This is a genomic window from Pseudomonas sp. NPDC089396, from assembly GCF_044749545.1.
Taxonomy (GTDB): domain Bacteria; phylum Pseudomonadota; class Gammaproteobacteria; order Pseudomonadales; family Pseudomonadaceae; genus Aquipseudomonas.
Genome location: NZ_JBIVIC010000005.1, coordinates 16,050 through 42,836, shown reverse-complemented (window position 1 = coordinate 42,836; position 26,787 = coordinate 16,050). Strand labels below are relative to the sequence as shown.

29 protein-coding genes are annotated in these 26,787 nt (G+C 63.1%); 7 read left to right on the top strand and 22 right to left on the bottom strand.

What is annotated here, in order from left to right:
- Positions 1-21: 21 nt before the first annotated feature.
- On the bottom strand, positions 22-501 hold the full coding sequence (locus ACIPZB_RS10535; RefSeq protein ID WP_110747162.1) for an RNA pyrophosphohydrolase: 480 nt from the start codon (positions 499-501) through the stop codon (positions 22-24).
- Between the two features lie 141 nt (positions 502-642).
- Here ACIPZB_RS10535 and ACIPZB_RS10530 point away from each other — a divergent pair, with 141 nt between their 5' ends.
- Entirely contained in the window at positions 643-1,299 is a 657-nt protein-coding gene (locus ACIPZB_RS10530) for an HAD family hydrolase (protein ID WP_400640162.1), read from the top strand.
- 114 nt (positions 1,300-1,413) lie between these two features.
- Here the strand turns inward: ACIPZB_RS10530 and ACIPZB_RS10525 are convergent, their stop codons facing one another.
- On the bottom strand, positions 1,414-1,839 hold the full coding sequence (locus ACIPZB_RS10525) for a DUF2269 domain-containing protein (RefSeq protein ID WP_008093232.1): 426 nt from the start codon (positions 1,837-1,839) through the stop codon (positions 1,414-1,416).
- A gap of 39 nt (positions 1,840-1,878) precedes the next feature.
- Positions 1,879-3,393: a threonine ammonia-lyase, biosynthetic gene (gene ilvA / locus ACIPZB_RS10520; protein ID WP_008093230.1), complete on the bottom strand. Its 1,515-nt coding sequence runs from the start codon at positions 3,391-3,393 to the stop codon at positions 1,879-1,881.
- A 132-nt stretch (positions 3,394-3,525) separates the two neighbouring features.
- On the opposite strand from ilvA, the gene rpiA reads away from it, so the two are divergent.
- Positions 3,526-4,200 (top strand): ribose-5-phosphate isomerase RpiA, encoded by a 675-nt coding sequence (rpiA, locus tag ACIPZB_RS10515; RefSeq protein WP_008093229.1) that lies wholly within the window; start codon positions 3,526-3,528, stop codon positions 4,198-4,200.
- Between the two features lie 86 nt (positions 4,201-4,286).
- Here the strand turns inward: rpiA and ACIPZB_RS10510 are convergent, their stop codons facing one another.
- From ACIPZB_RS10510 to ACIPZB_RS10495, 4 genes are all read right to left on the bottom strand, one after another.
- The gene (locus tag ACIPZB_RS10510; protein WP_400640161.1) at positions 4,287-5,189 is read right to left on the bottom strand and encodes an SdiA-regulated domain-containing protein; all 903 of its coding nucleotides are present in this window, start codon (positions 5,187-5,189) and stop codon (positions 4,287-4,289) included.
- Between the two features lie 91 nt (positions 5,190-5,280).
- Positions 5,281-6,207 carry an SdiA-regulated domain-containing protein gene (locus tag ACIPZB_RS10505; protein ID WP_400640160.1) on the bottom strand — a complete coding sequence of 309 codons (927 nt, stop codon included), beginning with the start codon at positions 6,205-6,207 and terminating at the stop codon, positions 5,281-5,283.
- A 222-nt stretch (positions 6,208-6,429) separates the two neighbouring features.
- A complete protein-coding gene (locus tag ACIPZB_RS10500) occupies positions 6,430-7,095 on the bottom strand; it encodes a fumarylacetoacetate hydrolase family protein (RefSeq protein WP_400640159.1) in 666 nt (221 codons plus the stop codon).
- 25 nt (positions 7,096-7,120) lie between these two features.
- Positions 7,121-8,518 (bottom strand): FAD-binding oxidoreductase, encoded by a 1,398-nt coding sequence (locus tag ACIPZB_RS10495; RefSeq protein ID WP_400640158.1) that lies wholly within the window; start codon positions 8,516-8,518, stop codon positions 7,121-7,123.
- Between the two features lie 171 nt (positions 8,519-8,689).
- Between ACIPZB_RS10495 and serA the strand changes: the two genes are divergently transcribed.
- On the top strand, positions 8,690-9,919 hold the full coding sequence (gene serA / locus ACIPZB_RS10490; RefSeq protein WP_008093221.1) for a phosphoglycerate dehydrogenase: 1,230 nt from the start codon (positions 8,690-8,692) through the stop codon (positions 9,917-9,919).
- A gap of 55 nt (positions 9,920-9,974) precedes the next feature.
- On the opposite strand, the gene ACIPZB_RS10485 is transcribed toward serA, so the two are convergent.
- A complete protein-coding gene (locus ACIPZB_RS10485) occupies positions 9,975-10,454 on the bottom strand; it encodes a DUF4399 domain-containing protein (protein WP_008093219.1) in 480 nt (159 codons plus the stop codon).
- Positions 10,455-10,651: 197 nt separating this feature from the next.
- Between ACIPZB_RS10485 and ACIPZB_RS10480 the strand changes: the two genes are divergently transcribed.
- Positions 10,652-11,140, top strand: a complete 489-nt coding sequence (locus ACIPZB_RS10480) for a transporter substrate-binding domain-containing protein (protein WP_400640157.1) — start codon at positions 10,652-10,654, stop codon at positions 11,138-11,140.
- Between the two features lie 111 nt (positions 11,141-11,251).
- Here ACIPZB_RS10480 and ACIPZB_RS10475 read toward each other — a convergent pair whose 3' ends face one another.
- Both ACIPZB_RS10475 and ACIPZB_RS10470 read right to left on the bottom strand, forming a co-directional pair.
- The gene (locus ACIPZB_RS10475; protein ID WP_400640156.1) at positions 11,252-11,749 is read right to left on the bottom strand and encodes a DUF523 domain-containing protein; all 498 of its coding nucleotides are present in this window, start codon (positions 11,747-11,749) and stop codon (positions 11,252-11,254) included.
- The gene (locus ACIPZB_RS10470; RefSeq protein ID WP_400640414.1) at positions 11,736-12,368 is read right to left on the bottom strand and encodes a 2OG-Fe(II) oxygenase; all 633 of its coding nucleotides are present in this window, start codon (positions 12,366-12,368) and stop codon (positions 11,736-11,738) included. Before ACIPZB_RS10470 ends, ACIPZB_RS10475 begins: the two co-directional genes overlap by 14 nt.
- Positions 12,369-12,481: 113 nt before the next feature.
- On the opposite strand from ACIPZB_RS10470, the gene ACIPZB_RS10465 reads away from it, so the two are divergent.
- Positions 12,482-13,234, top strand: coding sequence for a DUF2059 domain-containing protein (locus tag ACIPZB_RS10465; RefSeq protein ID WP_400640155.1), 753 nt, complete (start codon positions 12,482-12,484; stop codon positions 13,232-13,234).
- Here ACIPZB_RS10465 and ACIPZB_RS10460 read toward each other — a convergent pair whose 3' ends face one another.
- Positions 13,235-14,161, bottom strand: coding sequence for an alpha/beta hydrolase (locus ACIPZB_RS10460; protein ID WP_400640154.1), 927 nt, complete (start codon positions 14,159-14,161; stop codon positions 13,235-13,237). It abuts the gene before it with no gap.
- Positions 14,162-14,378: 217 nt separating this feature from the next.
- Between ACIPZB_RS10460 and ACIPZB_RS10455 the strand changes: the two genes are divergently transcribed.
- Together ACIPZB_RS10455 and ACIPZB_RS10450 are read left to right on the top strand one after the other, a co-directional pair.
- Positions 14,379-14,948, top strand: a complete 570-nt coding sequence (locus ACIPZB_RS10455) for a DUF6436 domain-containing protein (protein WP_400640153.1) — start codon at positions 14,379-14,381, stop codon at positions 14,946-14,948.
- Positions 14,949-15,027: 79 nt separating this feature from the next.
- Positions 15,028-17,391 (top strand): penicillin acylase family protein, encoded by a 2,364-nt coding sequence (locus ACIPZB_RS10450; protein WP_400640152.1) that lies wholly within the window; start codon positions 15,028-15,030, stop codon positions 17,389-17,391.
- Positions 17,392-17,568: 177 nt separating this feature from the next.
- Here the strand turns inward: ACIPZB_RS10450 and ACIPZB_RS10445 are convergent, their stop codons facing one another.
- The 11 genes from ACIPZB_RS10445 to oscA form a co-directional block, all read right to left on the bottom strand.
- Positions 17,569-18,354: a MetQ/NlpA family ABC transporter substrate-binding protein gene (locus ACIPZB_RS10445; protein WP_400640151.1), complete on the bottom strand. Its 786-nt coding sequence runs from the start codon at positions 18,352-18,354 to the stop codon at positions 17,569-17,571.
- A gap of 175 nt (positions 18,355-18,529) precedes the next feature.
- Positions 18,530-19,360 carry a sigma 54-interacting transcriptional regulator gene (locus ACIPZB_RS10440; protein WP_008093205.1) on the bottom strand — a complete coding sequence of 277 codons (831 nt, stop codon included), beginning with the start codon at positions 19,358-19,360 and terminating at the stop codon, positions 18,530-18,532.
- Positions 19,361-19,423: 63 nt separating this feature from the next.
- Positions 19,424-20,005, bottom strand: a complete 582-nt coding sequence (locus tag ACIPZB_RS10435) for an alpha/beta hydrolase (RefSeq protein ID WP_400640150.1) — start codon at positions 20,003-20,005, stop codon at positions 19,424-19,426.
- A gap of 186 nt (positions 20,006-20,191) precedes the next feature.
- Complete coding sequence (locus ACIPZB_RS10430; RefSeq protein ID WP_400640149.1) at positions 20,192-20,593, bottom strand: ExbD/TolR family protein; 402 nt, start codon at positions 20,591-20,593, stop codon at positions 20,192-20,194.
- A gap of 1 nt (position 20,594) precedes the next feature.
- Positions 20,595-21,314: a MotA/TolQ/ExbB proton channel family protein gene (locus tag ACIPZB_RS10425; protein ID WP_400640148.1), complete on the bottom strand. Its 720-nt coding sequence runs from the start codon at positions 21,312-21,314 to the stop codon at positions 20,595-20,597.
- 30 nt (positions 21,315-21,344) lie between these two features.
- Positions 21,345-22,139 (bottom strand): energy transducer TonB, encoded by a 795-nt coding sequence (locus ACIPZB_RS10420; protein ID WP_400640147.1) that lies wholly within the window; start codon positions 22,137-22,139, stop codon positions 21,345-21,347.
- A 384-nt stretch (positions 22,140-22,523) separates the two neighbouring features.
- Positions 22,524-23,513, bottom strand: a complete 990-nt coding sequence (locus ACIPZB_RS10415; RefSeq protein WP_008093195.1) for a sulfate/molybdate ABC transporter ATP-binding protein — start codon at positions 23,511-23,513, stop codon at positions 22,524-22,526.
- Positions 23,514-23,516: 3 nt separating this feature from the next.
- Positions 23,517-24,389, bottom strand: coding sequence for a sulfate ABC transporter permease subunit CysW (gene cysW, locus ACIPZB_RS10410; RefSeq protein ID WP_008093193.1), 873 nt, complete (start codon positions 24,387-24,389; stop codon positions 23,517-23,519).
- A 13-nt stretch (positions 24,390-24,402) separates the two neighbouring features.
- Positions 24,403-25,221, bottom strand: coding sequence for a sulfate ABC transporter permease subunit CysT (gene cysT, locus ACIPZB_RS10405; RefSeq protein WP_008093191.1), 819 nt, complete (start codon positions 25,219-25,221; stop codon positions 24,403-24,405).
- Positions 25,222-25,399: 178 nt separating this feature from the next.
- Complete coding sequence (locus ACIPZB_RS10400) at positions 25,400-26,407, bottom strand: sulfate ABC transporter substrate-binding protein (protein WP_400640146.1); 1,008 nt, start codon at positions 26,405-26,407, stop codon at positions 25,400-25,402.
- Positions 26,408-26,456: 49 nt separating this feature from the next.
- Positions 26,457-26,639 (bottom strand): sulfur starvation response protein OscA, encoded by a 183-nt coding sequence (gene oscA / locus ACIPZB_RS10395; RefSeq protein WP_003248957.1) that lies wholly within the window; start codon positions 26,637-26,639, stop codon positions 26,457-26,459.
- Between the last annotated feature and the right edge of the window lie 148 nt (positions 26,640-26,787).

Genomic DNA, 26,787 nt, shown 5'->3' with positions numbered 1-26,787 from the left:
GCTCGGGGTCGAACTCCGTCGTCAGTCGCGCGTCAGCAGACGCGGTGCTAGCTCTTTCAGGGCGCGGCGGTAAACCTCGCGCTTGAATGTCACCACCTGGCCCAGCGGATACCAATAGCTGACCCAGCGCCAGCCATCGAATTCCGGTTTGCCGGTAAGGTCCATCCGCACCCGTTGCTCATTGCTCACCAGGCGCAGCAGGAACCACTTCTGCTTCTGGCCGATGCACAGCGGCTGGCTGTGGGTACGGACCAGTCGCTGGGGTAAACGATAACGCAACCAGCCGCGGGTGCAGGCAAGAATTTCCACATCGTCGCGTTCAAGGCCAACTTCTTCGTTCAGCTCGCGGTACAGGGCATCTTCCGGCGTCTCGTCAGGGTTGATACCACCCTGCGGGAATTGCCAGGCATCCTGGTTGATCCGCCGAGCCCATAGCACCTGCCCGGAATCATTCGTGAGAATGATCCCGACATTGGGGCGAAAACCATCCGGGTCGATCACGGCAGCAACCTCGCAAACGCATGTCACCGCATTGTTCCACAAAGCCTGCGAGCGCAGCAACGCGCCCGCCAAGCTTATGTGCAGCGAGGTGAAAACTCCGTATTCTGCGGGCCTACCCTGTAGCTGATGCGAGTGACCGCGATGCGCCTGGCTTTATTCGACCTGGACAATACCCTCCTCGGTGGCGACAGCGACCATGCCTGGGGTGACTACCTGTGCGAGCGGGGCATTCTCGACCCGGTCGCCTACAAGCAACGCAACGATGCCTTCTATCAGGATTACCTGAAGGGCACCTTGGACCTGCAGGCCTACCTGGCCTTTTCCATGGAAATCCTCGCGGCCACCGAGCCTGCGCAACTCGACCAGTGGCACCGTGAATTCATGCGTGACTGCATCGAGCCGATCATCCTGCCCAAGGCCTTGGCCTTGCTGCAGCAGCACCGCGAGGCGGGCGACCAGCTGGTGATCATCACCGCCACCAATCGCTTCGTGACCGCACCGATTGCTCGCCGTCTGGGTGTGCGGGTGCTCCTGGCCACCGAGTGCGAGATGCGCGATGGCCGCTACACCGGGCGTAGTACCGATATACCGTGCTTCCGTGAAGGCAAGGTGACGAGGCTTGAACGGTGGATGCTGGAGAACGGGTTCGATCTGGAGGACAGCTATTTCTATAGCGACTCGATGAATGACTTGCCGTTGCTGGAGCGGGTGACGCATGCGGTGGCGGTGGATCCGGATCCTAACCTGCAGGCGGAGGCTGAGCGGCGGGGGTGGCCGGTTATTTCGTTGAGGGATTGAGATTGCTGGGGCCGCTTTGCGGCCCTTTCGCGACACAAGGCCGCTCCTACAGGGGGCGCGGTTCTCTGTAGGAGCGGCCTTGTGTCGCGATGGAGGGCGAAGCCCTCCCACGCCTCAAACCGGCTTGGCGCCCATCAACCCGGCAATCGACAGGAAGCACACCCCGCTGAACACCGCCAAGGCCAGGGTAAACCGCAACCCCACCACCTCGGCCTTGCGCAGCCGGTTCAGGCGCACCAGCAACCACCACACGGCAAACGCGCCAAGCGTATAGATGACGCTGGAGGCCAGCACCCAGGTCTGCCCCAACGGCCAGCCGACCAGATGCACCAGCCACCAGCCAGTGAACGGCATGCTCACCAGGCACACGCCCATCAGCAACCAGACGAATACCAGCGGCCGGCGCAGCAGCTTGCCATAAGCCTCGGCGTCCCCCTGTCGACGGGCGCGCACCGTCCAGATCGCCAGGCCCAGCGCACCCAGCAGGAGCAATGCAGTAGCAATGATGTGCAACGCCTTGAGGGTTGTCAGATGTTCCATGAGCTTCGCATCCTTGAGCAGTAAGCCAAGCTTAGCCGCTTAGCCCAGGAACAGCCGGTAAGCCGGGTTGTCGGTCTCGTCCCAGTACGGGTAACCGATCTTGGCCAGCGCCGCCGGCACCAGGTGGCGCTCATCCTCCGGCACCTGCAGCCCTGCCACCACACGCCCGTCGGCTGCGCCGTGGTTGCGGTAGTGGAACATCGAGATATTCCAACGCCCGCCCAGCTTGGTGAGGAAGTTGAACAACGCCCCCGGCCGCTCGGGAAACTCGAAGCGCAGCACGATTTCGTCGCTGGCACCGGCCGAGTGGCCACCGACCATGTGGCGGATATGCAGCTTGGCCAGTTCGTTGTCGGTCAGGTCGGTCACCGGGAAGCCCTGCTCGATTAACTGCTGCACCAGTGCGGCCCGTGGGTCGTTTTCCGGGTGCGTCTGCACGCCGACGAAGATATGCGCCTCGTCGGAGGTGTGCTTGCGGTAGTTGAATTCGGTGATCTGGCGCTTGCCAATAGCCTCGCAGAAGGCTTTGAAGCTGCCCGGGCGCTCGGGAATGGTCACGGCGATGATCGCTTCGCGCTTTTCACCCAGCTCGGCACGCTCGGCAACGTGGCGCAGGCGGTCGAAATTGACATTGGCGCCCGAGTCGATGGCCACCAGGGTCTGCCCGGTCACGCCTTTGAGCTCGACGTACTTCTTGATCCCGGCGACACCCAAGGCGCCAGCAGGTTCAGTGATCGAGCGGGTATCGTCGTAGATATCCTTGATTGCCGCACAGATCTCGTCGGTGCTCACCGTGACCACTTCATCCACATGCAAGCGGCAGATATCGAAGGTGTGCTGGCCGATCTGCGCCACCGCCACGCCATCGGCAAACAGCCCGACCTGCGGCAGCACAACGCGCTCGCCCGCAGCCATCGCCGCCTGCAGGCAATTGGAGTCGTCCGGCTCGACGCCGATCACCTTGATTTCCGGGCGCAAGTACTTCACGTAGGCGGCAATACCGGCGATCAGGCCACCGCCGCCGACCGGCACGAAGATCGCGTCCAGCTGACCGGGGTGTTGACGCAGGATTTCCATGGCCACGGTGCCCTGGCCGGCGATGGTGTGCGGGTCGTCATAGGGATGGATGTAGACGAAGCCCTTCTCGTCCACCAGCTTCAGCGAATAGGCCAGCGCTTCAGGGAACGAGTCGCCATGCAGCACCACCTTGCCGCCCCGCGAACGCACGCCCTCGACCTTGATCTCCGGGGTGGTCTTGGGCATCACGATGGTGGCTTTGATACCCAGCTCCCGGGCCGCCAGGGCCACGCCCTGGGCATGGTTGCCCGCCGAGGCGGTGACCACGCCACGGGCCAGCTCTTCAGGGCTCAGTTGTGCCAGCTTGTTGTACGCCCCACGGATCTTGAAGGAGAACACCGGCTGCAGGTCTTCGCGCTTGAGCAGAATCTGGTTGCCCAGGCGCTTGCTCAGCTGTGGAGCACTCTGCAACGGGGTTTCGACGGCGACGTCGTAGACGCGCGAGGTGAGGATCTTCTTGACGTACTGTTCGAGCATCGGGAAAGCATCACTGGCCGCGGGACAAGGGCTGCGAGTCTACCCCAGCGCTACGTCGGGCGACCACAGCAAAGCCGCCCAAGCCGTTATACTAGGCAACTTTGAAACCGCCCTGCCCCTTTCGGAGCCCGCATGACCCAGGACCAACTCAAACAGGCCGTCGCCCAGGCCGCTGTCGACTTCATTCTGCCGAAGCTGGATGAAAAGAGCGTCGTCGGCGTCGGTACGGGTTCGACTGCCAACTTCTTCATTGACGCCCTGGCCCAGCACAAGACAGCCTTCGACGGCGCGGTCGCCAGCTCCGAGGCCACTGCCCAGCGCCTGAAGGGCCATGGCATTCCGGTCTACGAGCTGAACAGCGTCAGCGAGCTGGAGTTCTACGTCGACGGCGCCGACGAAAGCGACGCGCACCTGAACCTGATCAAAGGCGGTGGCGCGGCACTGACCCGCGAGAAAATCGTCGCGGCCGTGGCCAAGACCTTCATCTGCATCGCCGATGCCAGCAAGCTGGTACCGGTGCTGGGCGCCTTCCCGCTGCCGGTCGAGGTCATCCCGATGGCCCGTAGCCATGTGGCCCGCCAGCTGGTCAAGCTGGGCGGCGACCCGGTGTACCGTGAAGGCGTGGTGACCGATAACGGCAACGTGATCCTCGACGTCTACAACCTGCAAATCACCAACCCGGTGGAGCTGGAAGCGCAGATCAATGCCATCGTCGGCGTGGTGACCAACGGCCTGTTCGCGGCGCGGCCGGCGGACTTGCTGCTGCTGGGCACCTCGGAAGGTGTGAAGAGCCTCAAGGCCGAGTGATGCCATCGCCGGCAAGCCGGCTCCCACAAGTGTGGTGTAGAACCCTGTGGGAGCCGGCTTGCCGGCGATAAGGCCCAAAAGAACACTCAATCAGCCGGCTGCTTGAACACATAGAACAGGTTCGGCTCACTGACCAGATAGATGGTCCCCGCTTCATCCATCGCAATTCCCTCCGCCTGCGGCACTGTCTGCTTGAGCCCCTGAAACCCCTTGCGCAATGACAAGGTGCTCAGCGGCCTGCCCTCGACATCCAGCTCCAACACCAGCCGCGACTCATCCGACAACGCCAGCAAATGCCCACTGCGCTCATCGAACTGCAGGCTGGAGAGATCGCGCACGAACAAACCCGAATCGCGCTTGCGATCCTGCAGCACATGCACCGCATAGGGCTGATCGGGGTTTTCGTGGGGGAAGCCATGCACTTCGTAGATCAGCATCGGGTCGCGCTCCTTGGCCACGAACAGACGCTTGCCCGCAGAGTCGTAGGCCAGCCCCTCGAAACCCTTGTTGCCGTTCAGGCCGATGCCCAGGGACAGTTGCTCGGCGTCCCCGGCATCGAGGAACAACGTGTCGTCGTCGACACGCACGCGGATCAGCCGCTGCTGACGCTCATCGGTAATCACATAGCTGTGGGGGCCCACATATTCCACGGCTTCCGGGTCGCCGAAGCCGGTCAGCGGAATGCGGCGCAGAATACGACCGTCGAGCGACAGCTCGATCAACTCCGAACGGGCGTTGGTGACGGTGAACAGGGTCTTGCGGTCGGGATCGTAGGTCAGCGCTGACAGGTCGTCATCCAGCCCGTCCACCGGCTGAGCCTCGATAACCACCTGGTAGCGGTCCAGGCCCATGCTCTGCTCGGCCGGTTGCCACCAGGCCTTGACGTTGAACCAGGCCCGCTCGTACAGGCGAAACTCCTGCCCGGCCAGGCCCAGTACCAGCAGCCCGGCAAGCACGAACAGCAAAGGCAAACGAAGAAAACGACGCATGACGGCAGACTCGACTCAGGGGGTGGCGAATCTAACCATGGGTTACTGAAGTAAAGCTTAATCTCGGCGTCAGAATGATCCGAAAATGCCATCAGTTCTTCTTGAAGCGATAAAAGAGCGCAGGCTCGCTGACCATGTACAGGTTGCCCTGGTCATCCATGGCCACGCCTTCGGCACGCGGAATGGTGTGCTCAAGGCCGTTGAACCCGCCCAACAGGGTCATGAAGCTGACTTGCTGGCCCTGCTCATCGAGCTCCAGCAGCATGTTGGAGTCGGCCGACAAGACCAGCAGGTGACCGGTACGCGGGTCGACGCTCAGGGCCGAGAGGTTGCGCACGTCGAGCTCGTCACTGGCCAGCAGCTGCTTGTCACCCTGGAGCGGGTTGCGACCGTCGGTGGCCCAGGTGTACAGCTTCGGTGGCCGCTCTTCGCCAATCACCAGGCGCTGGCGCATCGGGTCCCAGGCCACGGCCTCGAAGCCCTTGTTGCTCTTGACCGACTTGCCCAGGTCGTAGCTGTGGAAGTCCGCATGGTTCAGCGTGCGCGTCTGCGCGTCCACCTTGACCACCGTCAGGTCGTGCAGGCGCTCATCGGTGATGGCCAGCTGACCATCTTCGAGCACTGTGAGGCCTTCCGGGTTGCTCCAGCCCACCAGAGGGATTTGCCGCAGTACATCGCCTTCGAGGCTGAGCTCGACCAGGAACGGGTTCTTGCCCATCACCACGAACAGGGTCCGGGTCTGCGGGTTGAACGCCACGTCCGAGGCTTCGTCATCGTCCATGCCGGGCAGTGGCTTGGCACCGATATCGACCTGGTAGTCCGGCAGCCAGACGCTTTCGCTGCGCTCGGCGCTGCTCTCGAAGCCTTCCTTGACCCACAACAGACCACGGTCATCCCAGTGCATGGCAATCGCCAGGCCGTAGCCAATCACCGCGATAACAGCCAGGCCGAAGGGCCAGCGCAGGTAGAAGCGGCGCTTGGGCCTGGAGGAAGCAGGGGCGCTGGAAGGAGATGCCATGCGAAGTGGTCCTGGGGAAAAGGGATTGGCGCATTATCCGGGTGAATTGTGAAAAAACGGTAAAAACCCAAAAGCTTGCGCGGTCCCTGTGGGAGCCGGCTTGCCGGCGATGAGGCCGGAACAGGCAGAAGCCGGGCAGCTACGATACTGCGGCCTTGAACAGCCTGTTCGGGCCCTATCGCCGGCAAGCCGGCTCCCACAGAAGCATGGCTCAGTCCTGGATCAGAGCACGCGGCTTTCGAAGCGGCTCGCGCCCGGCAGTTCCAGTACCAGCTCATCGCCCACATTGAACGGGCCCACGCCAGCCGGCGTGCCGGTCAGAATTACATCACCCGCCTGCAGCGAGAAATGCCGCGCCATGTACTGAATGATCGGCACGATCGGGTTGAGCATCATCGCGCTGTTGCCATCCTGGCGCACTTCGCCGTTGACGGTCAGGCGTACCGGGATATCGGTGACATCGTCAAAGGCGGCGGCCGAGACGAAGGGCGGCAGCACGCACGCACCGTCGAAGCTCTTGGCCAGCTCCCACGGCAGGCCCTTCTCCTTGAGCTTGGCCTGCACGTCGCGCAGGGTCAGGTCGAGCGCCGGCGCATAGCCGGAAATGGCGTCGAGCACTTCTTCCTCGGACGCATGGCTGGACAGCGACTTGCCCAGCAGTACCGCAATCTCGGCCTCGTAATGCACCGAGCCACGGTCGGTCGGAATCTTGAAACCACCTTCCAGCGGCACCACGCAGCTACCCGGCTTGATGAATAGCAGCGGTTCGCTGGGGATGGGGTTGTCCAGTTCCTTGGCATGCTCGGCATAGTTGCGGCCGATGCACACCACCTTGCCCAGCGGGAAGTGGATACGCGTGCCGTCTACGTACTGGTGCTGGTAACTCATGGCCGACTCCTAGGCTTGCTGCTTTTTATTCAGGAGCGAAGATCTTACCCGGATTCATGATGCCGTTAGGGTCGAAGACGGCCTTAATCGCCTTCATGCAGGCAATTTCTTCAGGTGAGCGGGTGTAACCCAGGTAGTCGCGCTTGGTCATGCCCACGCCGTGCTCGGCGGAGATCGAGCCGTTGTAGCGCTGGACGATCTCGAACACCCACTTGTTGACCTTGGCGCACGAGGCGAAGAAGTCATCCTTGCTCATGTGGTCGGGTTTGAGGATGTTCAGGTGCAGGTTGCCGTCGCCGATATGGCCGTACCAGACCACTTCGTAATCCGGATAGTGCTCGCTGACGATGGCATCGATGTCGCGCAGAAAGGCCGGCACCTTGGAAACGGTCACGGAAATATCGTTCTTGTACGGCGTCCACTGGGAGATGGTTTCCGACAGGTACTCGCGCAGCTTCCACAGGTTCTTCAGCTGGGATTCGCTCTGGCTCATCACCCCGTCCAGCACCCAGCCCTGTTCGACACAGTGCTCGAACGTGGCCAGCGCCTCGTTGGCCACCGCCTCGGTGCTGGCTTCGAACTCCAGCAAGGCATAGAACGGGCAGTCGGTGGCGAACGGCGCCGGCACATCGCCCCGGGCCATGATCTTGGCCAGGCCCTTATCGGAGAAGAACTCGAACGCGGTCAGGTCGAGCTTGCCCTGAAAGGCATGCAGCACCGGCATGATCGAGTCGAAGTCCGGCGTACCCAGCACCATGGCGGTGAGGTTGCGCGGGGCACGGTCCAGGCGCATGGTCGCCTCGACCACGAAGCCCAGCGTACCTTCGGCGCCGATGAACAGCTGGCGCAGGTCGTAGCCCGTGGCGTTCTTGATCAGATCCTTGTTCAGCTCCAGCAACTCGCCCTTGCCCGTGACCACCTTCAGGCCGGCCACCCAGTTGCGGGTCATGCCGTAGCGAATCACCTTGATGCCGCCGGCATTGGTGCCGATATTGCCGCCAATCTGGCTGGAACCGCTGGAGGCGAAGTCCACCGGGTAATAAAGGCCATGCTCTTGGGCAAACGTCTGCAACTGCCGAGTGATGACACCTGGCTGGCAGACCACGGTGCGGTCGAAGGCATTGAAGTCGAGAATCTGATTCATGTAGTCGAAGGCGACCACCACCTCGCCATTGGCCGCCACGGCCCCGGCCGACAACCCGGTACGCCCGCCAGAGGGCACCAGCGCGACCTGATGGCGATTGGCCCAGCCGACGATGGCCTGCACCTGTTCTACAGTCTTGGGGAACACGATGGCCGTGGGCGCCGGGGGGAAATGCTTGGTCCAGTCCTTGCCAAAGGCCTCCAGCGAAGCCGGGTCGGTCAGGACCTTGCCCGGGTCGACAAGGGTCATCAGTTCATCAATTACCGCAGACTGGGTCATCGCTGGAACTCTCGACTTATTCATAGTCACCCTGAGCACTCTTCACCTGTCGGGATAAGCTCAGATTGTGTCGCGTATGCTAGCATAGCCCTCCCGCTGTTCATGCTAAGGCCGATGCCGCGCCTAGCATCACCCCTCGCCATTTTTTCTCCGGGATACAGGTTTACGCAGATGAGCAAGACTTCTCTCGACAAGAGCAAGATCAGGTTCCTTCTTCTTGAAGGTGTGCACCAGAACGCGGTCGATACCCTCAAGGCTGCCGGCTACACCAACATCGAATACCTCACTGGTTCGTTGCCGGAAGCCGAGCTGAAGGAAAAGATCGCCGATGCCCACTTCATCGGTATCCGCTCGCGCACCCAACTGACTGAAGAGATCTTCGACTGCGCCAAGAAGCTGGTCGCCGTCGGCTGCTTCTGCATCGGCACCAACCAGGTCGACCTGGCAGCTGCCCGCGAGCGCGGTATCGCCGTATTCAACGCGCCGTACTCCAACACCCGTTCGGTCGCCGAGCTGGTGCTGGCCGAAGCCATCCTGCTGCTGCGCGGCATCCCCGAGAAAAACGCTTCCTGCCACCGTGGTGGCTGGATCAAGAGCGCGGCCAACTCCTTCGAGATCCGCGGCAAGAAGCTGGGCATCGTCGGCTACGGCTCGATCGGCACTCAACTGTCGGTGCTGGCCGAGAGCCTCGGCATGCAGGTCTACTTCTTCGACCCGCTGACCAAGCTGCCACTGGGCAACGCCGTTCAGGTCACCAGCCTGCACGAACTGCTGGGCCTGGCCGATATCGTCTCGCTGCACGTGCCTGAGCTGCCGTCCACCCAGTGGATGATCGGCGAGAAGGAAATCCGCGCGATGAAGAAGGGCTCGATCCTGATCAACGCCGCCCGTGGCACCGTGGTCGAACTGGACCACCTGGCCGCCGCGATCAAGGACAAGCACCTGATCGGCGCCGCCATCGACGTGTTCCCGGTCGAGCCGCGCTCCAACGACGAAGAGTTCGAAAGCCCGCTGCGCGGCCTGGACAACGTGATCCTGACCCCGCACATCGGTGGTTCGACCGCCGAAGCACAGGCCAACATCGGTCTGGAAGTGGCCGAGAAGCTGGTCAAGTACAGCGACAACGGTACTTCGGTATCCTCGGTCAACTTCCCGGAAGTGGCCCTGCCGGCGCACCCGGGCAAGCACCGCCTGCTGCACATTCACGAAAACATCCCAGGCGTACTCAGCGAGATCAACAAGGTCTTCGCCGAGAACGGCATCAACATCTCCGGTCAGTTCCTGCAGACCAACGAGAAAGTGGGCTACGTGGTAATCGACGTGGACGCCGAGTACTCGGACCTTGCGCAAGAGAAGTTGCAACAGGTCAAGGGCACCATCCGCTCGCGCGTACTGTTCTGAGTGTGATCGCTGCATGAAAAAGGGAGGCCCTGGCGGCCTCCCTTTTTCGTTGTGCTTACTTCACCTCGACGGTGATCTTCTTCGACTCGACGCTCGGCTTGAACGGTACGTGGTACTTGTCGCCCAACACCAGTTGCAAGGTGTGCTTGCCCGGGGTCAGGGTAATGGTGGCCTCGGTCTGTGCCTTGCCAAAGTGCAGTACTTGCGGGCCGGCCGGCAGCGCTACACCGCTCTCAGGCATCAGGCTGGTCGGCAGAGGCTGGTCGGCGACAGGCTCCTTGTCCACATCCACCAGCAGGTGATGATGGCCCGAGTGCTCCGTCTGGTCACCCGCCGGCTTGAGCGCGATGCCCTCGATGCCGAACTTGACGGTGAAGGTCTTGTCGACCGTGGCGCCGTCGGCGGGGGAAACGATGAAGACCTTGGCATCCTTGGGTGGCTCTTGGCTCTTCAGCGCGGTATCGGCGGCGCTGGCCACGACTGCGGCTCCCATGAGCAATCCGGCGACGGCAGCACGCGAAAATAGGCTGTTCATTCACTTCTCCTGTGATTCACTTAAAGACCGCAGCCGGAAAAACTAACGGCAGCGGTGTTTCACCATAGCCCACAAAGAGAAATATTTCAGTTAGGGTTAAACCTCGCCAAGGCTTCAAGGTCATAGGCTGCGCTCGACCGCGACGAAGGAACAAAGTTGCGGCGATAGTTATTCAACTGCCGAAAAAGGGGCATTACATGCGTTCGACCATGGGCGTACTGCTAGCAGTACTGATCACGCCATTGGCTCAAGCCGAGCTGATAGACGAAATAGCCGACCGGGGCGAACTGCGTATTGCCGTGCAGGCCGACAGTCCACCTTACGCATTCAAGGAAAATGACCACCTGACCGGTTTCGAGATCGAGTTCGGCCAGGAATTGGCCAAGGAGCTGGACCTGCGCGCCGAATTCATCGAGGCACCGGAGGCAGAGGTGCTGCCGGGTGTCGAAAGCGGCAAGTACGATGTTGCCTTGACCCCTGCGGGCAACACACCCGAAGCGAAAGGCCCGTTCGATGTCAGCCAGCCGTTCGGCGAGAAGAAGTTCGTGATTCCGTTCCAGAAGGACAACCCGGCCTTCGAAAGCGCGCTGAACAATGCCCTGCAGCGGCTCAAGGACCGTGGGCGTACGTCGGAGCTTGAGCAGAAGTGGTTCAAGGGTGAGCAGGAGACTGCGGCGGGGCAATAAGTCTGCTGGAGTGGCCACTGGCCCTATCGCCGGCAAGCCGGCTCCCACACAAGAGCAATGGGGCCCCCTGTGGGAGCCGGCTTGCCGGCGATAGGGCCAGCACAGTCGACATCAAACTTCAGCCAACGCCCGCTGCGCCTCTTCCAGCTCCAGCTCGCTGAACACCTGCACCCCCTCGCGCCGCAGCAACGCCGTGGTCACCCCCTCCCCCGGCACCTTCACCCCAGTGAACGTGCCATCGTAGGTCAGCCGGTTACCACACGAAGGGCTGCCGGCCTTGAGCACCGCGACCCGGATGCCATGCCGGCGCACCAGTGCCAGGGCTTGCTGCGCACCAGCAAGAAAGGCCGCACTGACATCCTCGCCCTCCACCGTCAGCACCTGCGCGCCGCCATCGAGCACGTCGCCACCCTGGCCACCTGGAATCTCCGCCGGCGGCCGTGGCGTCGGCAATCCGCCAGCCACTTCCGGGCACAACGGCACCACGCGGCCCTCGGCCTGCCAACGCTGCAAAAGATCAGGATGCCCACTGGCCCGCCCGTCGTAACGCACCGGCTGCCCCAGCAGACAGGCGCTGACCAGCACCTTGGGCAGGTCAGAACAGGTCATTGCCACGGCGCCGAAACCAGCCGGTCAACGACAACCGCTCACGCGTGGCGGGCAGCACTTCATGGGGCACCTCGCCCGACAGAAACACCACCAGGTTCCCGGCCAGCGGCTGCACATCGTGCTCTACACCATCCGCCAGGAACATGCGCAGCTGGCCGCCGTCCTGTGGCTGCCAGTCTTCATTGAGGTAGAGCACCGCCGAAACCATGCGCCGGTCATCGTCGCGAAAGCGGTCCAGATGCCGGCGGTAGAACGCCCCTGGCGGATACAGGGCGAAGTGGCATTCGAAGTCTTCAAGGCCCAGGAACAGGCCCTGGTTGATGGCCAGGCGCAAGTGGTCCATGGCGTCCAGGTATTGATCACAGGCTTGGGCCTGGCCTGGGTCGATCCACTGGATCTGATCACCGCGAATGGTCTCGCGCACCTCCTGGGAAACCCCGCGTCCAACCCCGGCAGGATTGAGTTCGCCTTCGGCATCGCGGCGCCGACACTCAGCCGCCAGCGCGCGCACCAGGTCGGCAGGCAGAAACAGCGCTTGCTGGGACCAGCCATGGGTGGCCAGATCGTCGACGACGGCCGCAAGCATCGGGTGTTCAGGGGAAATGTGCATGGCGCGCATCATATCCATAAGCCCTGCACTCGCACAGCGCCACTTGGCCGAGAAACTCGCGCCTGTCTCGACAAACCGGCGTTCGGCCAAGGACAATAGCCACCTGCCGACAGGAGTCCTGAATGCGCCGTCTGTTTTCTCTGTTTTTTCTGATGATCTGCACCATGCCTGTCTGGGCAGACAGCCTCGATCAACTGTACAAGGCCGCCGGCTGGCCCGACCAGCGCGCCCACTTCAACGATGCCGTGAGCGCTGCCCAGTTGCGCTACCGCAACAGCCTGCCGCCTGCGGTTTACCAGGCGCTGGTGAACAACAGCAACCAACGCTTCCAGGCCCAGGCCATGGACCGGCGGGCCCAGGCACAACTGCGCGCCGCCCTGCCTGACCCAGCGCCGGCGCTGGCCTTTTTCCAGTCCCCGCTGGGACGCAAGATCGTCGCCGCCGAGCTGTTGGCCACGCGCAAGGACCAACTGGCGAAGAACGCCAAGGGCCTGCCAAAGATTCAGGCCAGCGACAACCGCATCCTGATCATCGGCCACCTGGCCCAGGCCCTGCCCGCTCGTGAGGCCGGTGCCGAAGTCAGCCTGGCGATTGCCGGGGTGGCCGCCGACAGCCTGAGTTCGATGATCCCCGGCCTGTTCGGCGGTGGTCAGGCCCAGGGCCTGCTCGATGGCCAACGTCAACGGCTGATGAACCAGATTGGCGAAGACCTCAACAATACCTTGCTGTACGTCTACCGTGACCTGTCCGACGCCGAACTCGAACAGTTCGCCACCTTCGCCGAGTCGCCGCAAGGCAAGGCCTACTACCAGGCTGCGGTGGCCGCGGTGCGTGCGGGCCTGGCGGTCGGCCAGAACGGCGCGGACCTTAAGTGATCAGCCCAGGCGCTGGTCGATGAAGTCGAAGTAGCGCTGGCGAATGCCCGGCAGCTCGTTGGCCAAGTGGTGGCGAGCCTCGGGCAGCATCAGAATCTGCGGTTCGGCGAACTTGGCCTTGAGCACTTCGAGGTTATGCGGCCAATCCACCGTGCCATCGGCCTCCCCCTGTACGATCAATGGCTGCCGCGTGCTGCGTGGCGCAGCCTCGATACGCTTGACCCACGCCATCAGCGCGCCGACCCAGGCCGTCGGCAGACGCCGGGGTTGCAGTGGGTCGGCTTCGAGGAATGGGAGGAAGGTCGGGTCGTTGGTGTTCTCGCTGAAGCGCCGCTCGATGCCGTTGACGAAGTGGCGCAGCACCCGGTAGCTGAACTTCGACCACCGCCAGGCACGGGGCCGTACCAGCGGCGCCAGGAGGATCACCTGGCCATCGATGGGGCTCTCTGCGCCCTTGTGCAGCAAGTGATCGACAGCAATGGCGCCGCCCGTGCTCTGCCCGCAGAGATGCCATGGGCGTGGCAATGCAAGCTGTTGCGCCTGCTCGAACAGTGCATCCAGCACCTGCTGGTACAACGCGAAATCGCTGATGCTGGCACGCTCGCCACTGGACAGGCCATGGCCCGGCAGGTCGCAGCTGATGACCGTATAGCCAAGCTTCAACGCCCATTCGATCACATGCCGATAAAGGCCCATGTGGTCGTAGTAGCCGTGCAGCAGAAACAGGGTCGCCACAGGCCGCTGCGGCTCCCACACCTGCCCGACCAGATCGAACCCCGCCGCCTGGAAACCGCCCAACCAGCTCTGCGCCGGCAGGTTCAGGCGGTAAAAGCGCTGGTACTCCTGCGCCTGCGCAGACAAGGGCTGGCGTGCGCCAAGGGGCGCGAGGCTGGCGCGCAGGCGGTCGGGGTCAAAGGCAGCAGGCATCAGGTACATCCACAGCGAAGCGAGTATTGATCTGGGATATTCAGCTCTGCGCTTCGCCGTGGCAAGCTTGGGACATGTGTCACCTGCACCGGCCCTATCGCCGGCAAGCCGGCTCCCACAGGGATATCACCCCTTCCTGACCTGGTGATACCCCTGTGGGAGCCGGCTTGCCGGCGATAGGACCCGTGAATCCACCACAAGGCCCACGCGCACACTCATGCAGACCCGCCTCCTCAAACCCATCCTGACCACGCTCGCACTGCTGCTCGGCGCCGCCGTCCTCTGGCAGGCGTACTCCAGCTTCCAATCCCGCTACCTTCGCCCCTTCGACAACCAGACCACCTTCTTCGACGGCAGCCAACTGCGCCTGCCCGCCGAGCTCGCCGGTCCCGGCCCCATCCGCGTGGTGCACTTCTGGGACCCGGCCTGCCCGTGCAACGTCGGCAACCAGCAACACCTGGGTGAGCTCGTCAGCCACTTCGCCGGCCAGGGCGTCACCTTCCACGTCGTGCAAAAACCGGGCAGCCACGGCCAGTTGCCCGCCAACCTCGTCAGCCTGCAGCCCATCGCCCACCTGCCCGGCAGCGAACACCTGCCCGCGTCTCCCGCCGTGGCGATCTGGGATCAGCAGGGCCACCTCGCCTATTTCGGGCCCTACAGCGAAGGCGCGGTGTGCAATGCCAGCAACAGCTTCATCGAGCCGATCCTCAAGGCATTGCTCGACGGCCGCCAGGTCAGCGCGACCAACACCCTGGCGGTGGGCTGCTACTGCCCCTGGGCGGGCTGACCCCACCACGGCGTAGAAACGCCTGTCGGGGGCTATGCTCTGTTCGCGAGTGGTTCACACGAATGCACAAGGAGTCTCGATGAAACGCAGCCTCACCCTGTTGGCCGTGGTGGTGGCCGTGGCCGCCGGTGCCGGCTATTGGTACGTGCAGGGCAAGCTGCCGCAGCGCCAGGGCGAGGCCACCCTCGCCGGGCTGCAGGCGCCCGTCAGCGTGCGCTACGACGCCCGCGGCGTCCCGCACCTGCAGGCCGAGAACGAAGCCGACCTGTACCGTGCCCTCGGCTACGTGCACGCCCAGGACCGATTGTTCCAGATGGAAATCATGCGCCGCCTGTCCCGTGGCGAGCTGGCCGAAGTGCTGGGCGACAAGCTGCTGCCCACCGACAAGCTGTTCCGCAGCCTGCGCATCCGCGAGCAGGCTGCGCTCATGGTGCAGCGCCTGGACCACCAGTCGCCCGCCTGGAAAGCCCTGCAAGCCTACCTCGACGGTATCAACAGTTGGCAGGACGGCCACCCCAAACCCATGGAGTTCGACCTGCTCGGCATCACCCCCAGACCGTTCACCGCTGAAGACACCCTGAGCATCGCCGGCTACCTGGCCTACAGCTTCGCCGCCGCGTTTCGCACCGAGCCCGCCCTCACCTACATTCGCGACCAGTTCGGTCCGCAGTACCTGGAGATTTTCGACCTCGGCTGGCAGCCCGAAGGCGCGCTGGCCACTCCGCTGGCGACGGTCGACTGGCAGAGCCTGGAAGCACTGGCCCGCCTCAGCCACGACGCATTGAGCGAAGCTGGCATCCCGCAGTTCGAGGGCAGCAATGCCTGGGCCATCGCCGGCAGCCGCACCCGCAGCGGCAAGCCATTGCTGGCTGGCGACCCGCACATCAGCTTCGCGGTGCCGGCCGTGTGGTACGAAGCCGAGCTGTCGGCACCGGGCTTCAACCTGTACGGTTATTTCCAGGCGCTGAACCCGTTCGCGCTGCTTGGGCACAACCGCGACTTCGGCTGGAGCCTGACCATGTTCCAGAACGACGACGTCGACTTGATCGCGGAAAAGACCAACCCTGAGAACAACGAACAGGTCATGGTCGATGGCCAGTGGCGAACGCTGGAGAAGACCGAACAGCAGATCGCGGTCAAGGGTGAACCGCCTGTAACCATCAGCCTGCGCCGCTCACCCCACGGGCCGATCGTCAACGAGGTGCTCGGCGCCACCGCCGGCACCACGCCGATCGCCATGTGGTGGGCGTTCCTGGAAACCGAAAACCCTGTCCTCGAAGGTTTCTACCAGCTCAACCGCGCCGACACCCTGGCCAAGATGCGCGAGGCCACGGCCAAGGTGCAGGCACCGGGGCTCAACTTCGTCTGGGCCAATGCCAGTGGCGACATCGGCTGGTGGGCTGCCGCGCAGTTGCCGATCCGCCCGGATGGGGTCAACCCGGCGTTCATCCTCGACGGGGCGAGTGCCCAGGCGGACAAGCTGGGCTTCTACCCGTTCAGCGCCAACCCACAACAGGAGAACCCGGCCAGTGGCTACATCGTCTCGGCCAACGTCCAGCCGCCTGCCGCGATGGCGATTCCCGGTTACTACAACCTGCCTGACCGCGGTCGCCAACTTGACCGCCACCTGGCCAACCCTGAGGTGAAATGGGACACCCAGAACAGCCAGGCCCTGCAGCTGGATACAGCCAGCGATTACGGTCCGCGAACCCTGGCGCCGCTGCTGGCGACCCTGCGTAATGTGGCCCAGGGCGACGAAGAAAAGGAGCTGGTCGAGCAACTGGCGGCCTGGACCGGCGATTATCCGCTGGAATCCACCAGCGCCACGCTGTTCAACCAGTTCCTCTACGAATTGGCCTATGCCGCGCTGCACGACGAATTGGGTGACACCTGGTTCCCGGTGCTGATCGGCACCCGCGCCATCGATGCTGCCCTGCCGCGCCTGGCGGCCGACGCCGATTCGCCCTGGTGGAATACCCGTGGTGCCAACCAGCGCACTGATCGCACCAGCGTCGTGCGCATCGCCTGGCAGCAGAGCCTCAAGCACCTGCGCGATACCTTCGGCAACGACCCGGCCAGCTGGCAGTGGGGCAAGGCGCATACCCTCACGCACAATCATCCGCTGGGGGTGAAGAAGCCGCTGAACCTGCTGTTCAACGTTGGTCCGTTCGCGGCGCCCGGCACCCATGAGGTGCCGAACAACCTCTCGGCGAAGATCGGACCGGCACCCTGGCCGGTGACTTACGGGCCTTCGACACGGCGGCTGATCGACTTTGCCGATGCCGGGCAGGCGTTGACCAGCAACCCCGTCGGGCAAAGTGGCGTGCCGTTCGATGCACACTATTCGGACCAGGCAGAGGGGTATATCGAAGGGCGGTATCAGCCGGCTCAGATGGGGGCGATTCCGGCGCGGAGTAACTTGAGGTTGATGCCTGCTCAGTGAGGGGCTGCTCTGCAGCCCAATCGCCGGCAAGCCGGCTCCCACATGAGAATGGTGCAAGGTTCAAGAGCAGCGCCGTCCCGGTGGGAGCCGGCTTGCCGGCGATAGGGCCGCCAGCCATAAACGAAAACGCCGACGCAAATGCGTCGGCGTTTTTCATGCAAGGGCCAGGCAGGCGAATCAGAACGCCGGCAGCACCGCGCCGCTGTACTTCTTGGCGATGAATGCCTTCACTTCAGGGCTGGTAAGGGCCTTGGCCAGCTTCTGGATCGCATCGCTGTCCTTGTTATCCGGGCGCGCCACCAGGAAGTTCACGTAAGGCGAGTCGCTGCCTTCGATCACCAGCGCATCCTTGGCCGGGTTCAGGCCCGCTTCCAGCGCGTAGTTGGTGTTGATCATGTCCAGGTCGACCTGGTCCAGCACACGCGGCAGCATGGCCGATTCCAGCTCACGGAACTTCAGCTGCTTCGGGTTCTCGGCGATGTCTTTCGGCGTGGCCAAAGCGTTTTTCGGGTCTTTCAGGGTGATCAGGCCAGCCTTCTGCAGCAGCAGCAGGGCGCGGCCGCTGTTGCTGCCCTCGTTAGGGATGGCAACGGTGGCGCCGTCTTTCAGCTCGCTCAGGCTCTTGACCTTCTTCGAGTAGCCACCGAAGGGCTCGACGTGCACGCCGACCACGGTTTCCAGGTGAGTGCCCTTGCCTTCGTTGAAGTTCTGCAGGTATGGCAGGGTCTGGAAATAGTTGGCGTCCAGACGCTTCTGGTCGACCTGAACGTTAGGTTGCACGTAATCGGTGAAGACCTTGATCTGCAGGTCCACGCCTTCCTTGGCCAGGGTTGGCTTGATCAGTTCGAGGATCTCGGCGTGAGGAACCGGAGTGGCGGCAACCACCAGTTTCTCGGCAGCGGCGGCCAGGCCGGAGAACGACAGGGCGGCGGCCAGGGCCGTGGTCAGCAGGGTCTTCTTCATGGTGGTCCTTGTTCTGATTCTGGGCCATCGGCGATGGCAAAGTCGGTTGCCCAACCGGTTCACCCGGGAGCGTGAGGCGACAATACCGAGATTTTTTATTCCAGAACAATATCTTTTAATTAGCTGCTTATATCGAAAACAAATAGCCATCACGGTATTTGTTCATGAGGGCTGTCTAGCGTGCGGTGTCCGGCAAATCGAGGTCCTCTGGCAGGATCTCGTCACCGTCATTGACCAGCAGCGCGAAGTGGATGACGTTCTCCAGCTCGCGGGTATTGCCCGGCCAGGCATGGGCCTCCAGCAGGCGTTGCGCCGCTTCGCTGATCAGCGGCAGCGGGCGTTGCAGGCGCACGCAATAGATACCCACGAAGTACTCGGCCAGCGGCAGGATATCGCCACGCCGCTCACGCAAGGGCGGCAGCTCCAGCGCACCTTCGAGCAGGTATTGGTACAACCGCTCGTTGAACCGGCCGGCGCGCACCACGCGCGCCAGGTCGATGCTGGTCGCGGCCACCAGGCGCACATCCACCGCTTGCGGCTGCTGCGCGCCAACCCGGGTAACCTCACGGTTTTCCAGCGCCGCCAGCAACTTGCCCTGGATCTCCAGTGGCAAATCGGCGATTTCGTCCAGGTACAAGGTGCCGCCGTTGGCCGAGCCGAACCAACCGGCGCGGCTGCTGGCAGTGCCTCCCAGGGTCCCGGCGCTGTAGCCGAACAACTCGGCATCCGCGTAGGTCGGGCTGATGGCGGCGCAGTTGACCGACACGAACAAGCCGGCGCGGTCGCTGGCGCGGTGGATCTGCCGCGCCAGCAACTCCTTGCCGGTACCGGTTTCGCCACGGATCAACACCGGCAGCGCTTGCGGCGCCAGGTGCTCCAGCGCCTGGCGCAGCTGCTGCGAGCGTGGGTCGATGAACACCAGCGCCTTGGCACGGATGCTCAGTGGGCTCTTGTCCAGTTCAGGAAAGGTCAGCAACGGCTGGCCAAAGGGGTTTTGAAAAGTCATGCAGAACTCCCGCCCCGGGTCGAGGGTGGCCGGGCGTCAGGCAAAGGTGATCGACAAGGTGGATCAGGCGCGACGCAGCGCGCGCTGCTCAACCCGGCTTTGCAGGCGATACAGGTAGGCGAAGCCCTGTTCCCAGCGCTCATGCCCGGACTTGACGTTGATGTGCCCGGCATTGCTCAGCAGGCCGGCTTCAGCGCCCCAGGCCTGGGCCAGGGACAGCGCACGCGGCACGCTGACCGCAGGGTCGTTGTCCGAGCTGACCACCTGGCTGGGGAACGGCAATGCCTGCAACGGGATCGGCGCGAAGTTGCGCAAAGCCGGTGCGCAGGTCGGGCGCTCGACGTCCGCCGGCGCCACCAACAGTGCACCGCGTACACGCCCCAGCAGCGCCGGGCTGGCCTGCGCCGCCCAATGGGCGACCGTGATGCAGCCCAGGCTGTGGGCGATGAGAATCACCGGCGAGGGTTCGGCCGCGATGGCCCGTTCCAGCGCTTGCACCCAGTCCTGGCGCTGCGGGGTCAACCAGTCATGCTGCTCGACCCGGGCGCTGTTGGGCAGGCTGCGCTGCCAGTGGCTTTGCCAATGGTTGTCTGGCGATCCTTGCCAGCCCGGCACAATCAGGTAACGAATCGACTCATTGCGCATGGGGACGCCTCCAGTAAGTTTGCGTGCTTGCAGGTCAGTATAGGGCTGGAGTTATATCAGTAAAGGAATAAGAAGCTATTTATTAATAACTAAAAATGCAAAATCAATGACCCGCATCAATAAAAAAAGGGCCATCCCCTGCCAAGAGATATGGCCCTAAGCACTTGCCTGAAGAGGGTTCGCCGGTCAGCGGGCGGTGATCACCGCCAGCTTGCTGATTCCGGCACGTTCGATGGCCGCCATCGCGCGGGCCACTTCGCCATAGTTCACCCCGTCGTCGGCCTGAAGCTGCACACGCACTTGCGCATCCTTGTCCTTGGCCGCCTTGAGGTTGGTTTCCAGCAGCTGCGGCTGGATCTCGTCCTTGTTGATGAACAGCTTGCCGTCACCGTCGATGCTCACCACCAGCGGGTCCTTCTGCTCTACCGGGGCCACCGCCTCGGTCTTGGGCAGGTTGATGGGAATGGCGTTGGTCAGCAGCGGCGCGGTGACGATGAACACCACCAGCAGTACCAGCATGACGTCCACCAAGGGTGTGACGTTGATCTCACTGAGGACTTCGTCGCTGTCCTGGGTCGAAAAGGCCATATCAGGACGCCTCCTTCACCGGCTGGGTAAACCCGACAGGGGCCTTGTGCGCCGCCGGATGCACCAGTACGCGGAAGGCACTCTTCTGCGCCAGGCTGTAGAAGTCGTGGGCGAAGTCATCCAGGTCGGCGGCGGTCAGCTTGAGGCGGCGGAGGAAGTAGTTGTAGACCAGCACCGCCGGCACTGCGACGGCGATACCCACGCCGGTGGCCACCAACGCCGCGCCGATCGGGCCGGCCACGGTTTCCAGGCTGGCCGAGCCGGCCGCGCTGATGCCCTTGAGCGCTTCCATGATGCCCCACACCGTGCCGAACAGGCCGATGAAGGGCGAGGTGCTGCCGATACTGGCCACCACCGCCAGGCCGGTTTCCAGCGAGCGACGCTCACGCACGATCTGCTGGCGCAGGGCACGTTCGAGGCGGTCCTGGTGGTTGATGGCGTGGCTCAGGTCGTTGGCCTGGGTATCGCCGACGGCGATCGCGGCGTAACCGGATTGGGCGACACGGGCCGCAGGGCCGGGTGACCCATGGCTGATTTCGGCAGCCGAATCCAGGCTTGAAGCCGCCCAGAACTGCTGGTGGAAGCGCTTGTCCTGGTGCTTGAGCCGCACGAACTGCACGACCTTGACCAGGGCCAGGCCCCAGGTGACGACGGAGAAACCGACCAACAACCAGATGACTGCGCTTTCAACGGACTCGAGGGGGGATGCCAGCAGGCTCATGATGATGTCTTCCTGTGTTCTGCGAAAAAGTTAACGAAGCTTGAAATCGATTGGCACGCTGACCCAGCCTGCCTGGGCCACATCGCCCTGCTTGGCGGGGACGAAGCTCCAGCGCTTGACCGCGGCCAGGGCGGCGGCGTCGAGGGCGTCGCGGCCACTGCTTTTCTGGATCTGGATCTGGCCTGGCTTGCCGCTGGCCAGCACCTCGACGCGCAGCAGCACGGTGCCTTCCCAGCCACGGCGCAGGGCCATCTGCGGGTATTCCGGCGCCGGGTTCTTCAGGTACGCGGCGTTGGCCGAGGGTGGCGTGACCGGCGCTGGCGCGGGTGGCGCGGGCGGTGCCGGGGCCGCTACCGGAGCAGGTGGCGGCGCCTCGACCGGCTTGGGCTGTGGTTTGGGCGGTTGCTTTGCCACGGGCTTGGGCAGCGGTTTTGGCTTGGGCTTGGGCTTGGGCTTGGCGGCCAGTTCGTCGACCAGCGGTGGCGGTGGCTCCACCACAGGCGGTGCCGGAGCCGGTGGAGGCGGCTCGACCACAGGCGGCGCAGGGGCGGCGAACTCGATGGTCATGGGTGGAATCTGTGGCGGCACCACTGGCAGCTCGGGGGTCGGAGCCTGGCTGACCCAGTAGGCTGCGGCACTGTGCAAGGCCAGCACCAGCAGGGCCAGCGCCAGCTTGTCACGGCGCTTGAGGCCACTGACCGGGGTGCGTTGCAGGCGCAGTTGGCCCAATGGCAGGCGTAGCGTCCGTCCGAGCTCGACCAGGTCACCCGGGGCCGGGCGCCATGGCTGGTCGTAGGCCCTGACGGCCGTCTGGACATTACCCATTGATCAAACTCCTGGGGTTCTTGATTCAGGTGTGTGGCTGAATCATCGGGGCCAGGGGCTTATCTCTTAAAGTAATGTTTAAAGTTAAAGCTAGATCGTTTGGGTATATGTTTTTTTGAGAGATGTTGCAAAGCCACGCCGTTCGCGGGGCGTAGGCGAATGGCCAAAACAGCATGCTTTGAAGGCATCTGAAATATTCGTGCAAGGCATGGGGTTGCTGCGAGGGCTTCGCCCTCGATCGCGACACAAGGCCGCTCCTACAGGAGACCGCGTTCCTCTGTAGGAGCGGCCTTGCGTCGCGATGGGCTGCAAAGCAGCCCCAACAATCTGCCAGGCAATAAAAAACCCGGGACCATGCCCGGGTTTCTCACGCTCAAAAACGACTCAGATATCCGCCACCTTCTGCCACACCTTCGGCCGGAAGAACAGCGTCTCGCCCCGCGCCAGCCCCGTCAGGCTGTCGTGATCCTTGACCACTTCAGCCTCGATCAGCTCGCTCTGCCCTTCCACCTTCAAGGTCACCCGGGTAGTCGCACCGAGCGGACGAATATCCCGCACCTCGGCGGCATGGTGCCCCTCGGTCTCATGGCGCGACAGCGACACTTCATGCGGGCGGAACAACACGTGATGCCCTTCGCTCAAGGCCAGGCGGTTGGAATCGCCCAGGAAGTGGTAGACGAAGTCGTTGGCCGGCTTCTCGTAGACCTCGCCAGGCGAGCCGATCTGCTCGATCACGCCCTTGTTCATCACCACGATGCGATCTGCCACTTCCATGGCCTCTTCCTGGTCGTGGGTCACGAATACCGACGTCAGGTTGATGTCCTCGTGCAACCGCGCCAGCCAGCGGCGCAGCTCTTTACGCACCTTGGCATCGAGGGCGCCGAACGGCTCGTCGAGCAGCAACACCTTGGGCTCCACCGCCAGGGCGCGGGCCAGGGCGATACGTTGACGCTGGCCACCGGAGAGCTGCTCAGGGTAGCGGTCGGACAGCCAGTCCAGCTGCACCATGTTCAACAGCTCATGGACCTTCTCGGCGATCTTGCTCTCGCTCGGGCGTTCGCCCTTGGGCTTCATGCGCAAGCCGAAGGCGACGTTGTCGAACACGCTCATGTGACGGAACAGCGCGTAGTGCTGGAACACGAAACCGACGTTGCGATCACGCACATCATGGCCGGACACATCCTCGCCATGGAACACGATGCTGCCGTCATCCGGCGTTTCCAGGCCGGCGATGATGCGCAGCAGGGTGGTCTTGCCGCAGCCGGACGGGCCAAGCAGGGCCACCAGCTCACCGCTGTGGATATCCAGGTTGATGTTGTCCAGAGCCTGGAAGCTGTTGAAGCGCTTGCTGACGTTACGAACTTCGATCGACATGAATCATTCCTCCGCGGCGCTATGGCGCAGGCGGTTAATACGGTTCTCGCTCCACTGCTTGAGCAGCAGGATGAAGAGCGCCAGGATCAGCAGCAGGCTGGCCACGCTGAAGGCTGCGACGTGGTTGTACTCGTTGTAGAGGATCTCCACGTGCAGCGGCAAGGTGTTGGTCACGCCGCGAATGTGGCCGGATACCACCGACACCGCGCCAAACTCGCCCATCGCCCGCGCGGTACACAGCACCACGCCGTAGATCAGGCCCCATTTGATGTTGGGCAAGGTCACGTGCCAGAACATCTGCCAGCCGTTGGCGCCCAGCAGGCGCGCGGCCTCCTCCTCTTGCGTGCCCTGTTCCTGCATCAGCGGGATCAGTTCACGGGCGACGAAGGGCACAGTGACGAAGATGGTCGCCAGCACGATGCCCGGCAGTGCGAACACGATCTGGATGTCGTGGTCCTGCAGCCAGGGGCCGAACAGGCCCTGGGCGCCGAACATCAGCACGTAGACCAGGCCGGCGATTACCGGGGACACCGAGAACGGCAGGTCGATCAGGGTGACCAGCACGCTTTTGCCGCGGAACGTGTACTTGCTCACGCACCAGGCGGCGCTGACGCCGAACACCAGGTTCAGCGGCACCGAAATGAACACTGCCAGCAGGGTCAGCTTCAGCGCCGACAAGGCATCGGGTTCGAAGATCGCCTCGAAGAACGTGCCGAAACCGCTCTTCAATGCCTGCGACACCACGATCACCAGTGGCAGCAGCAGGAACAGCGCGAACACCAGCCAACCAAGGCCGATCAGGATGCGCCGCGAGGTGGCGCTGCCACGCCGGGCGGCATTGGCGGCGGCGCTGGCGCTCAGGGATGAACTGGACATAGCCGGGCCTCCTTCAAGGGGTTTCGATACGGCGCTGCAGCAGGTTGATCAGCAGCAGCAGGATGAAGGAAACCACCAGCATCAATACGCCGATGGCGGTCGCGCCGGTGTAGTCGTACTGGTCGAGCTTGACCATGATCAGCAGCGGCAGGATCTCGGTCTTCATCGGCATGTTGCCGGCAATGAAGATCACCGAACCATACTCACCCACGCCACGGGCAAAGGCCAGGGCGAAGCCGGTGAGCCAGGCCGGCAAAAGCGCCGGAGCCAGTATGTGGCGAAACACCTGCAACGGTTTGGCGCCCAGGCAGGCGGCGGCTTCCTCGACCTCACGGGGGATGTCGGCGAGCACCGGCTGCACCGTGCGCACCACGAACGGCAAGGTGACGAAGGTCAGCGCCAGGGTGATGCCCAACGGCGTATAGGCGATCTTGAAGCCCAGGTCGGTGGCGAACTGGCCGACCCAGCCTGACGGCGCGTACAGGGCGGTCAAGGCGATACCGGCGACAGCAGTGGGCAGAGCGAACGGCAGGTCGATCATCGCATCGATGATCTTGCGCCCGGGGAAGGTGTAGCGCACCAGCACCCAGGCCAGCAGGGTACCGATCACACCGTTGATGATGGCGGCGAACAGGGCGGTGCCGAAACTCAGTTGCAGCGCGGCGATCACCCGCGGGGCACTGATGATGTTCCAGAACTGCTCCCAGGTGAGCTGCGCGGCATGCACGAACATGGCGGCCAGCGGTATCAGCACGATCAGGCTGAGGTACACCAAGGTGTAGCCCAGCGTCAGCCCGAAGCCGGGTATGACGGGGGAAATGCGACGTGACATAAATATCCCTGGTTGAACGCACGAAGCCCGGCGGTTATGCCGGGCCGGTGCAGGCTTCTGAATCCTGGGGCTGCTGTGCAGCCCTTTCGCGACACAAGGCCGCTCCTACAAAGGTTCGCGGTTGGCCTGTAGGAGCGGCCTTGTGTCGCGAAAGGGCCGCAAAGCGGCCCCCGTTTTTTCACTGCGCCTGATAAATCTGGTCGAACACCCCGCCATCGTTGAAGAACTTGGGTTGTGCAGTCTTCCAGCCACCGAAGTCCTTGTCGATGGTTACCAGGTCCAGTTTCGGGAATTGCTTGCCGAATTCGGCAGCGACTTTCTCGTCCCGTGGGCGGTAGAAGTTCTCGGCAGCGATTTTCTGGCCAGCCGGGCTGTACAGGTGCTTGAGGTATTCCTCGGCGATCTTCTCGTTACCCTTTTTCTCGGCGTTCTTGTCGACCACGGCCACTGGCGGCTCGGCGAGGATCGACAGCGACGGCACGACGATTTCGAACTTGTCACTGCCACCGTCTTCCTTGAGCGCCAGGAAGGCTTCGTTTTCCCAGGCCAGCAGTACATCGCCCTGGCCGTTGTTGACGAAGGTGATGGTCGAACCACGGGCGCCGGTATCCAGCACCGGTACGTGCTTGAACAGCTCCTGCACGTAGGCCTTGGCCTTGTCTTCGCTGCCACCCTGCTTCAGGCCATAGGCCCAGGCGGCCAGGAAGTTCCAGCGGGCGCCGCCGGAGGTTTTCGGGTTGGGGGTGATGACCGAGACGTCTTTCTTGATCAGGTCGCCCCAATCCTTGATGCCTTTCGGGTTGCCCTTGCGCACCAGGAACACGATGGTCGAGGTGTACGGCGTGCTGGCGTCCGGCAGACGCTTCTGCCAATCCGCCGGCAGGGTCTTGCCGAGCTTGGCGATTTCATCGATGTCGCCGGCCAGGGCCAGGGTCACCACGTCAGCGCGCAGGCCATCGATCACCGCACGGCCTTGCTTGCCCGAGCCGCCATGGGACTGCTGGATCTTCACTTTGTCATCCGGGTGAGCCTGCTGCCAGTGCTTGATGAATTCGGCGTTGTACTGCTGATACAGCTCACGGGTCGGGTCATAGGACACGTTCAGCAGTTCGTAGTCCTTGGCGATGGCGGAACCGGCAAAAACGGCACTGGCCAGAGTGGCGAGCGCATAACGGCGGATGGACATGGTGAAGCTCCCGATTGGCATTTTTCTAGTTTTGGAAGTGGGGGCGGTATCAGCCTGGCTTGTTGCCGGGCTGCTGCAGGCGGAACTTCTCCTTGCGCTCGATCTGCACGACCTGCGCGTTGTGCACGGTAATCTCCACTGCGCCGAAACGCAGGTCGCGCAAGGCGCTCTGGATCTCACGCAGAATGGTGGCTTCGTCCTGACCGTCGATGCTTCGCAGCGATGCGCTCATGCTCGTTCTCCTGTGAACAAGGGTGCCGGGCAGAGGTTTTGAAGGGGATTTGCGCCTGGCTTGAGAGCAATAGTAGTGAGGCGCGGATATTCTTAAAAATACTGTTTAAGAATTTTTATATAACTGTTTTTAGGGATTGGCAGGAAGC

Coding starts and splice junctions, on each gene's coding strand:
- ACIPZB_RS10460 (WP_400640154.1), bottom strand. CDS start 14,161: ATGCCTGCTGCCTTTGACCCCGACCGCCTGCGCGCCAGCCTCGCGCCC.
- ACIPZB_RS10500 (WP_400640159.1), bottom strand. CDS start 7,095: ATGAGTTACCAGCACCAGTACGTAGACGGCACGCGTATCCACTTCCCG.
- ACIPZB_RS10480 (WP_400640157.1), top strand. CDS start 10,652: ATGCGTTCGACCATGGGCGTACTGCTAGCAGTACTGATCACGCCATTG.
- ilvA (WP_008093230.1), bottom strand. CDS start 3,393: ATGCTCGAACAGTACGTCAAGAAGATCCTCACCTCGCGCGTCTACGAC.
- ACIPZB_RS10485 (WP_008093219.1), bottom strand. CDS start 10,454: ATGAACAGCCTATTTTCGCGTGCTGCCGTCGCCGGATTGCTCATGGGA.
- rpiA (WP_008093229.1), top strand. CDS start 3,526: ATGACCCAGGACCAACTCAAACAGGCCGTCGCCCAGGCCGCTGTCGAC.
- cysW (WP_008093193.1), bottom strand. CDS start 24,389: ATGTCCAGTTCATCCCTGAGCGCCAGCGCCGCCGCCAATGCCGCCCGG.
- ACIPZB_RS10415 (WP_008093195.1), bottom strand. CDS start 23,513: ATGTCGATCGAAGTTCGTAACGTCAGCAAGCGCTTCAACAGCTTCCAG.
- ACIPZB_RS10420 (WP_400640147.1), bottom strand. CDS start 22,139: ATGGGTAATGTCCAGACGGCCGTCAGGGCCTACGACCAGCCATGGCGC.
- ACIPZB_RS10510 (WP_400640161.1), bottom strand. CDS start 5,189: ATGCGTCGTTTTCTTCGTTTGCCTTTGCTGTTCGTGCTTGCCGGGCTG.
- ACIPZB_RS10465 (WP_400640155.1), top strand. CDS start 12,482: ATGCGCCGTCTGTTTTCTCTGTTTTTTCTGATGATCTGCACCATGCCT.
- ACIPZB_RS10495 (WP_400640158.1), bottom strand. CDS start 8,518: ATGACCCAGTCTGCGGTAATTGATGAACTGATGACCCTTGTCGACCCG.
- ACIPZB_RS10400 (WP_400640146.1), bottom strand. CDS start 26,407: ATGTCCATCCGCCGTTATGCGCTCGCCACTCTGGCCAGTGCCGTTTTT.
- ACIPZB_RS10475 (WP_400640156.1), bottom strand. CDS start 11,749: ATGACCTGTTCTGACCTGCCCAAGGTGCTGGTCAGCGCCTGTCTGCTG.
- ACIPZB_RS10430 (WP_400640149.1), bottom strand. CDS start 20,593: ATGGCCTTTTCGACCCAGGACAGCGACGAAGTCCTCAGTGAGATCAAC.
- ACIPZB_RS10470 (WP_400640414.1), bottom strand. CDS start 12,368: ATGCGCGCCATGCACATTTCCCCTGAACACCCGATGCTTGCGGCCGTC.
- ACIPZB_RS10435 (WP_400640150.1), bottom strand. CDS start 20,005: ATGCGCAATGAGTCGATTCGTTACCTGATTGTGCCGGGCTGGCAAGGA.
- cysT (WP_008093191.1), bottom strand. CDS start 25,221: ATGTCACGTCGCATTTCCCCCGTCATACCCGGCTTCGGGCTGACGCTG.
- ACIPZB_RS10505 (WP_400640160.1), bottom strand. CDS start 6,207: ATGGCATCTCCTTCCAGCGCCCCTGCTTCCTCCAGGCCCAAGCGCCGC.
- ACIPZB_RS10440 (WP_008093205.1), bottom strand. CDS start 19,360: ATGACTTTTCAAAACCCCTTTGGCCAGCCGTTGCTGACCTTTCCTGAA.
- ACIPZB_RS10450 (WP_400640152.1), top strand. CDS start 15,028: ATGAAACGCAGCCTCACCCTGTTGGCCGTGGTGGTGGCCGTGGCCGCC.
- serA (WP_008093221.1), top strand. CDS start 8,690: ATGAGCAAGACTTCTCTCGACAAGAGCAAGATCAGGTTCCTTCTTCTT.
- oscA (WP_003248957.1), bottom strand. CDS start 26,639: ATGAGCGCATCGCTGCGAAGCATCGACGGTCAGGACGAAGCCACCATT.
- ACIPZB_RS10445 (WP_400640151.1), bottom strand. CDS start 18,354: ATGAAGAAGACCCTGCTGACCACGGCCCTGGCCGCCGCCCTGTCGTTC.
- ACIPZB_RS10455 (WP_400640153.1), top strand. CDS start 14,379: ATGCAGACCCGCCTCCTCAAACCCATCCTGACCACGCTCGCACTGCTG.
- ACIPZB_RS10525 (WP_008093232.1), bottom strand. CDS start 1,839: ATGGAACATCTGACAACCCTCAAGGCGTTGCACATCATTGCTACTGCA.
- ACIPZB_RS10425 (WP_400640148.1), bottom strand. CDS start 21,314: ATGAGCCTGCTGGCATCCCCCCTCGAGTCCGTTGAAAGCGCAGTCATC.
- ACIPZB_RS10530 (WP_400640162.1), top strand. CDS start 643: ATGCGCCTGGCTTTATTCGACCTGGACAATACCCTCCTCGGTGGCGAC.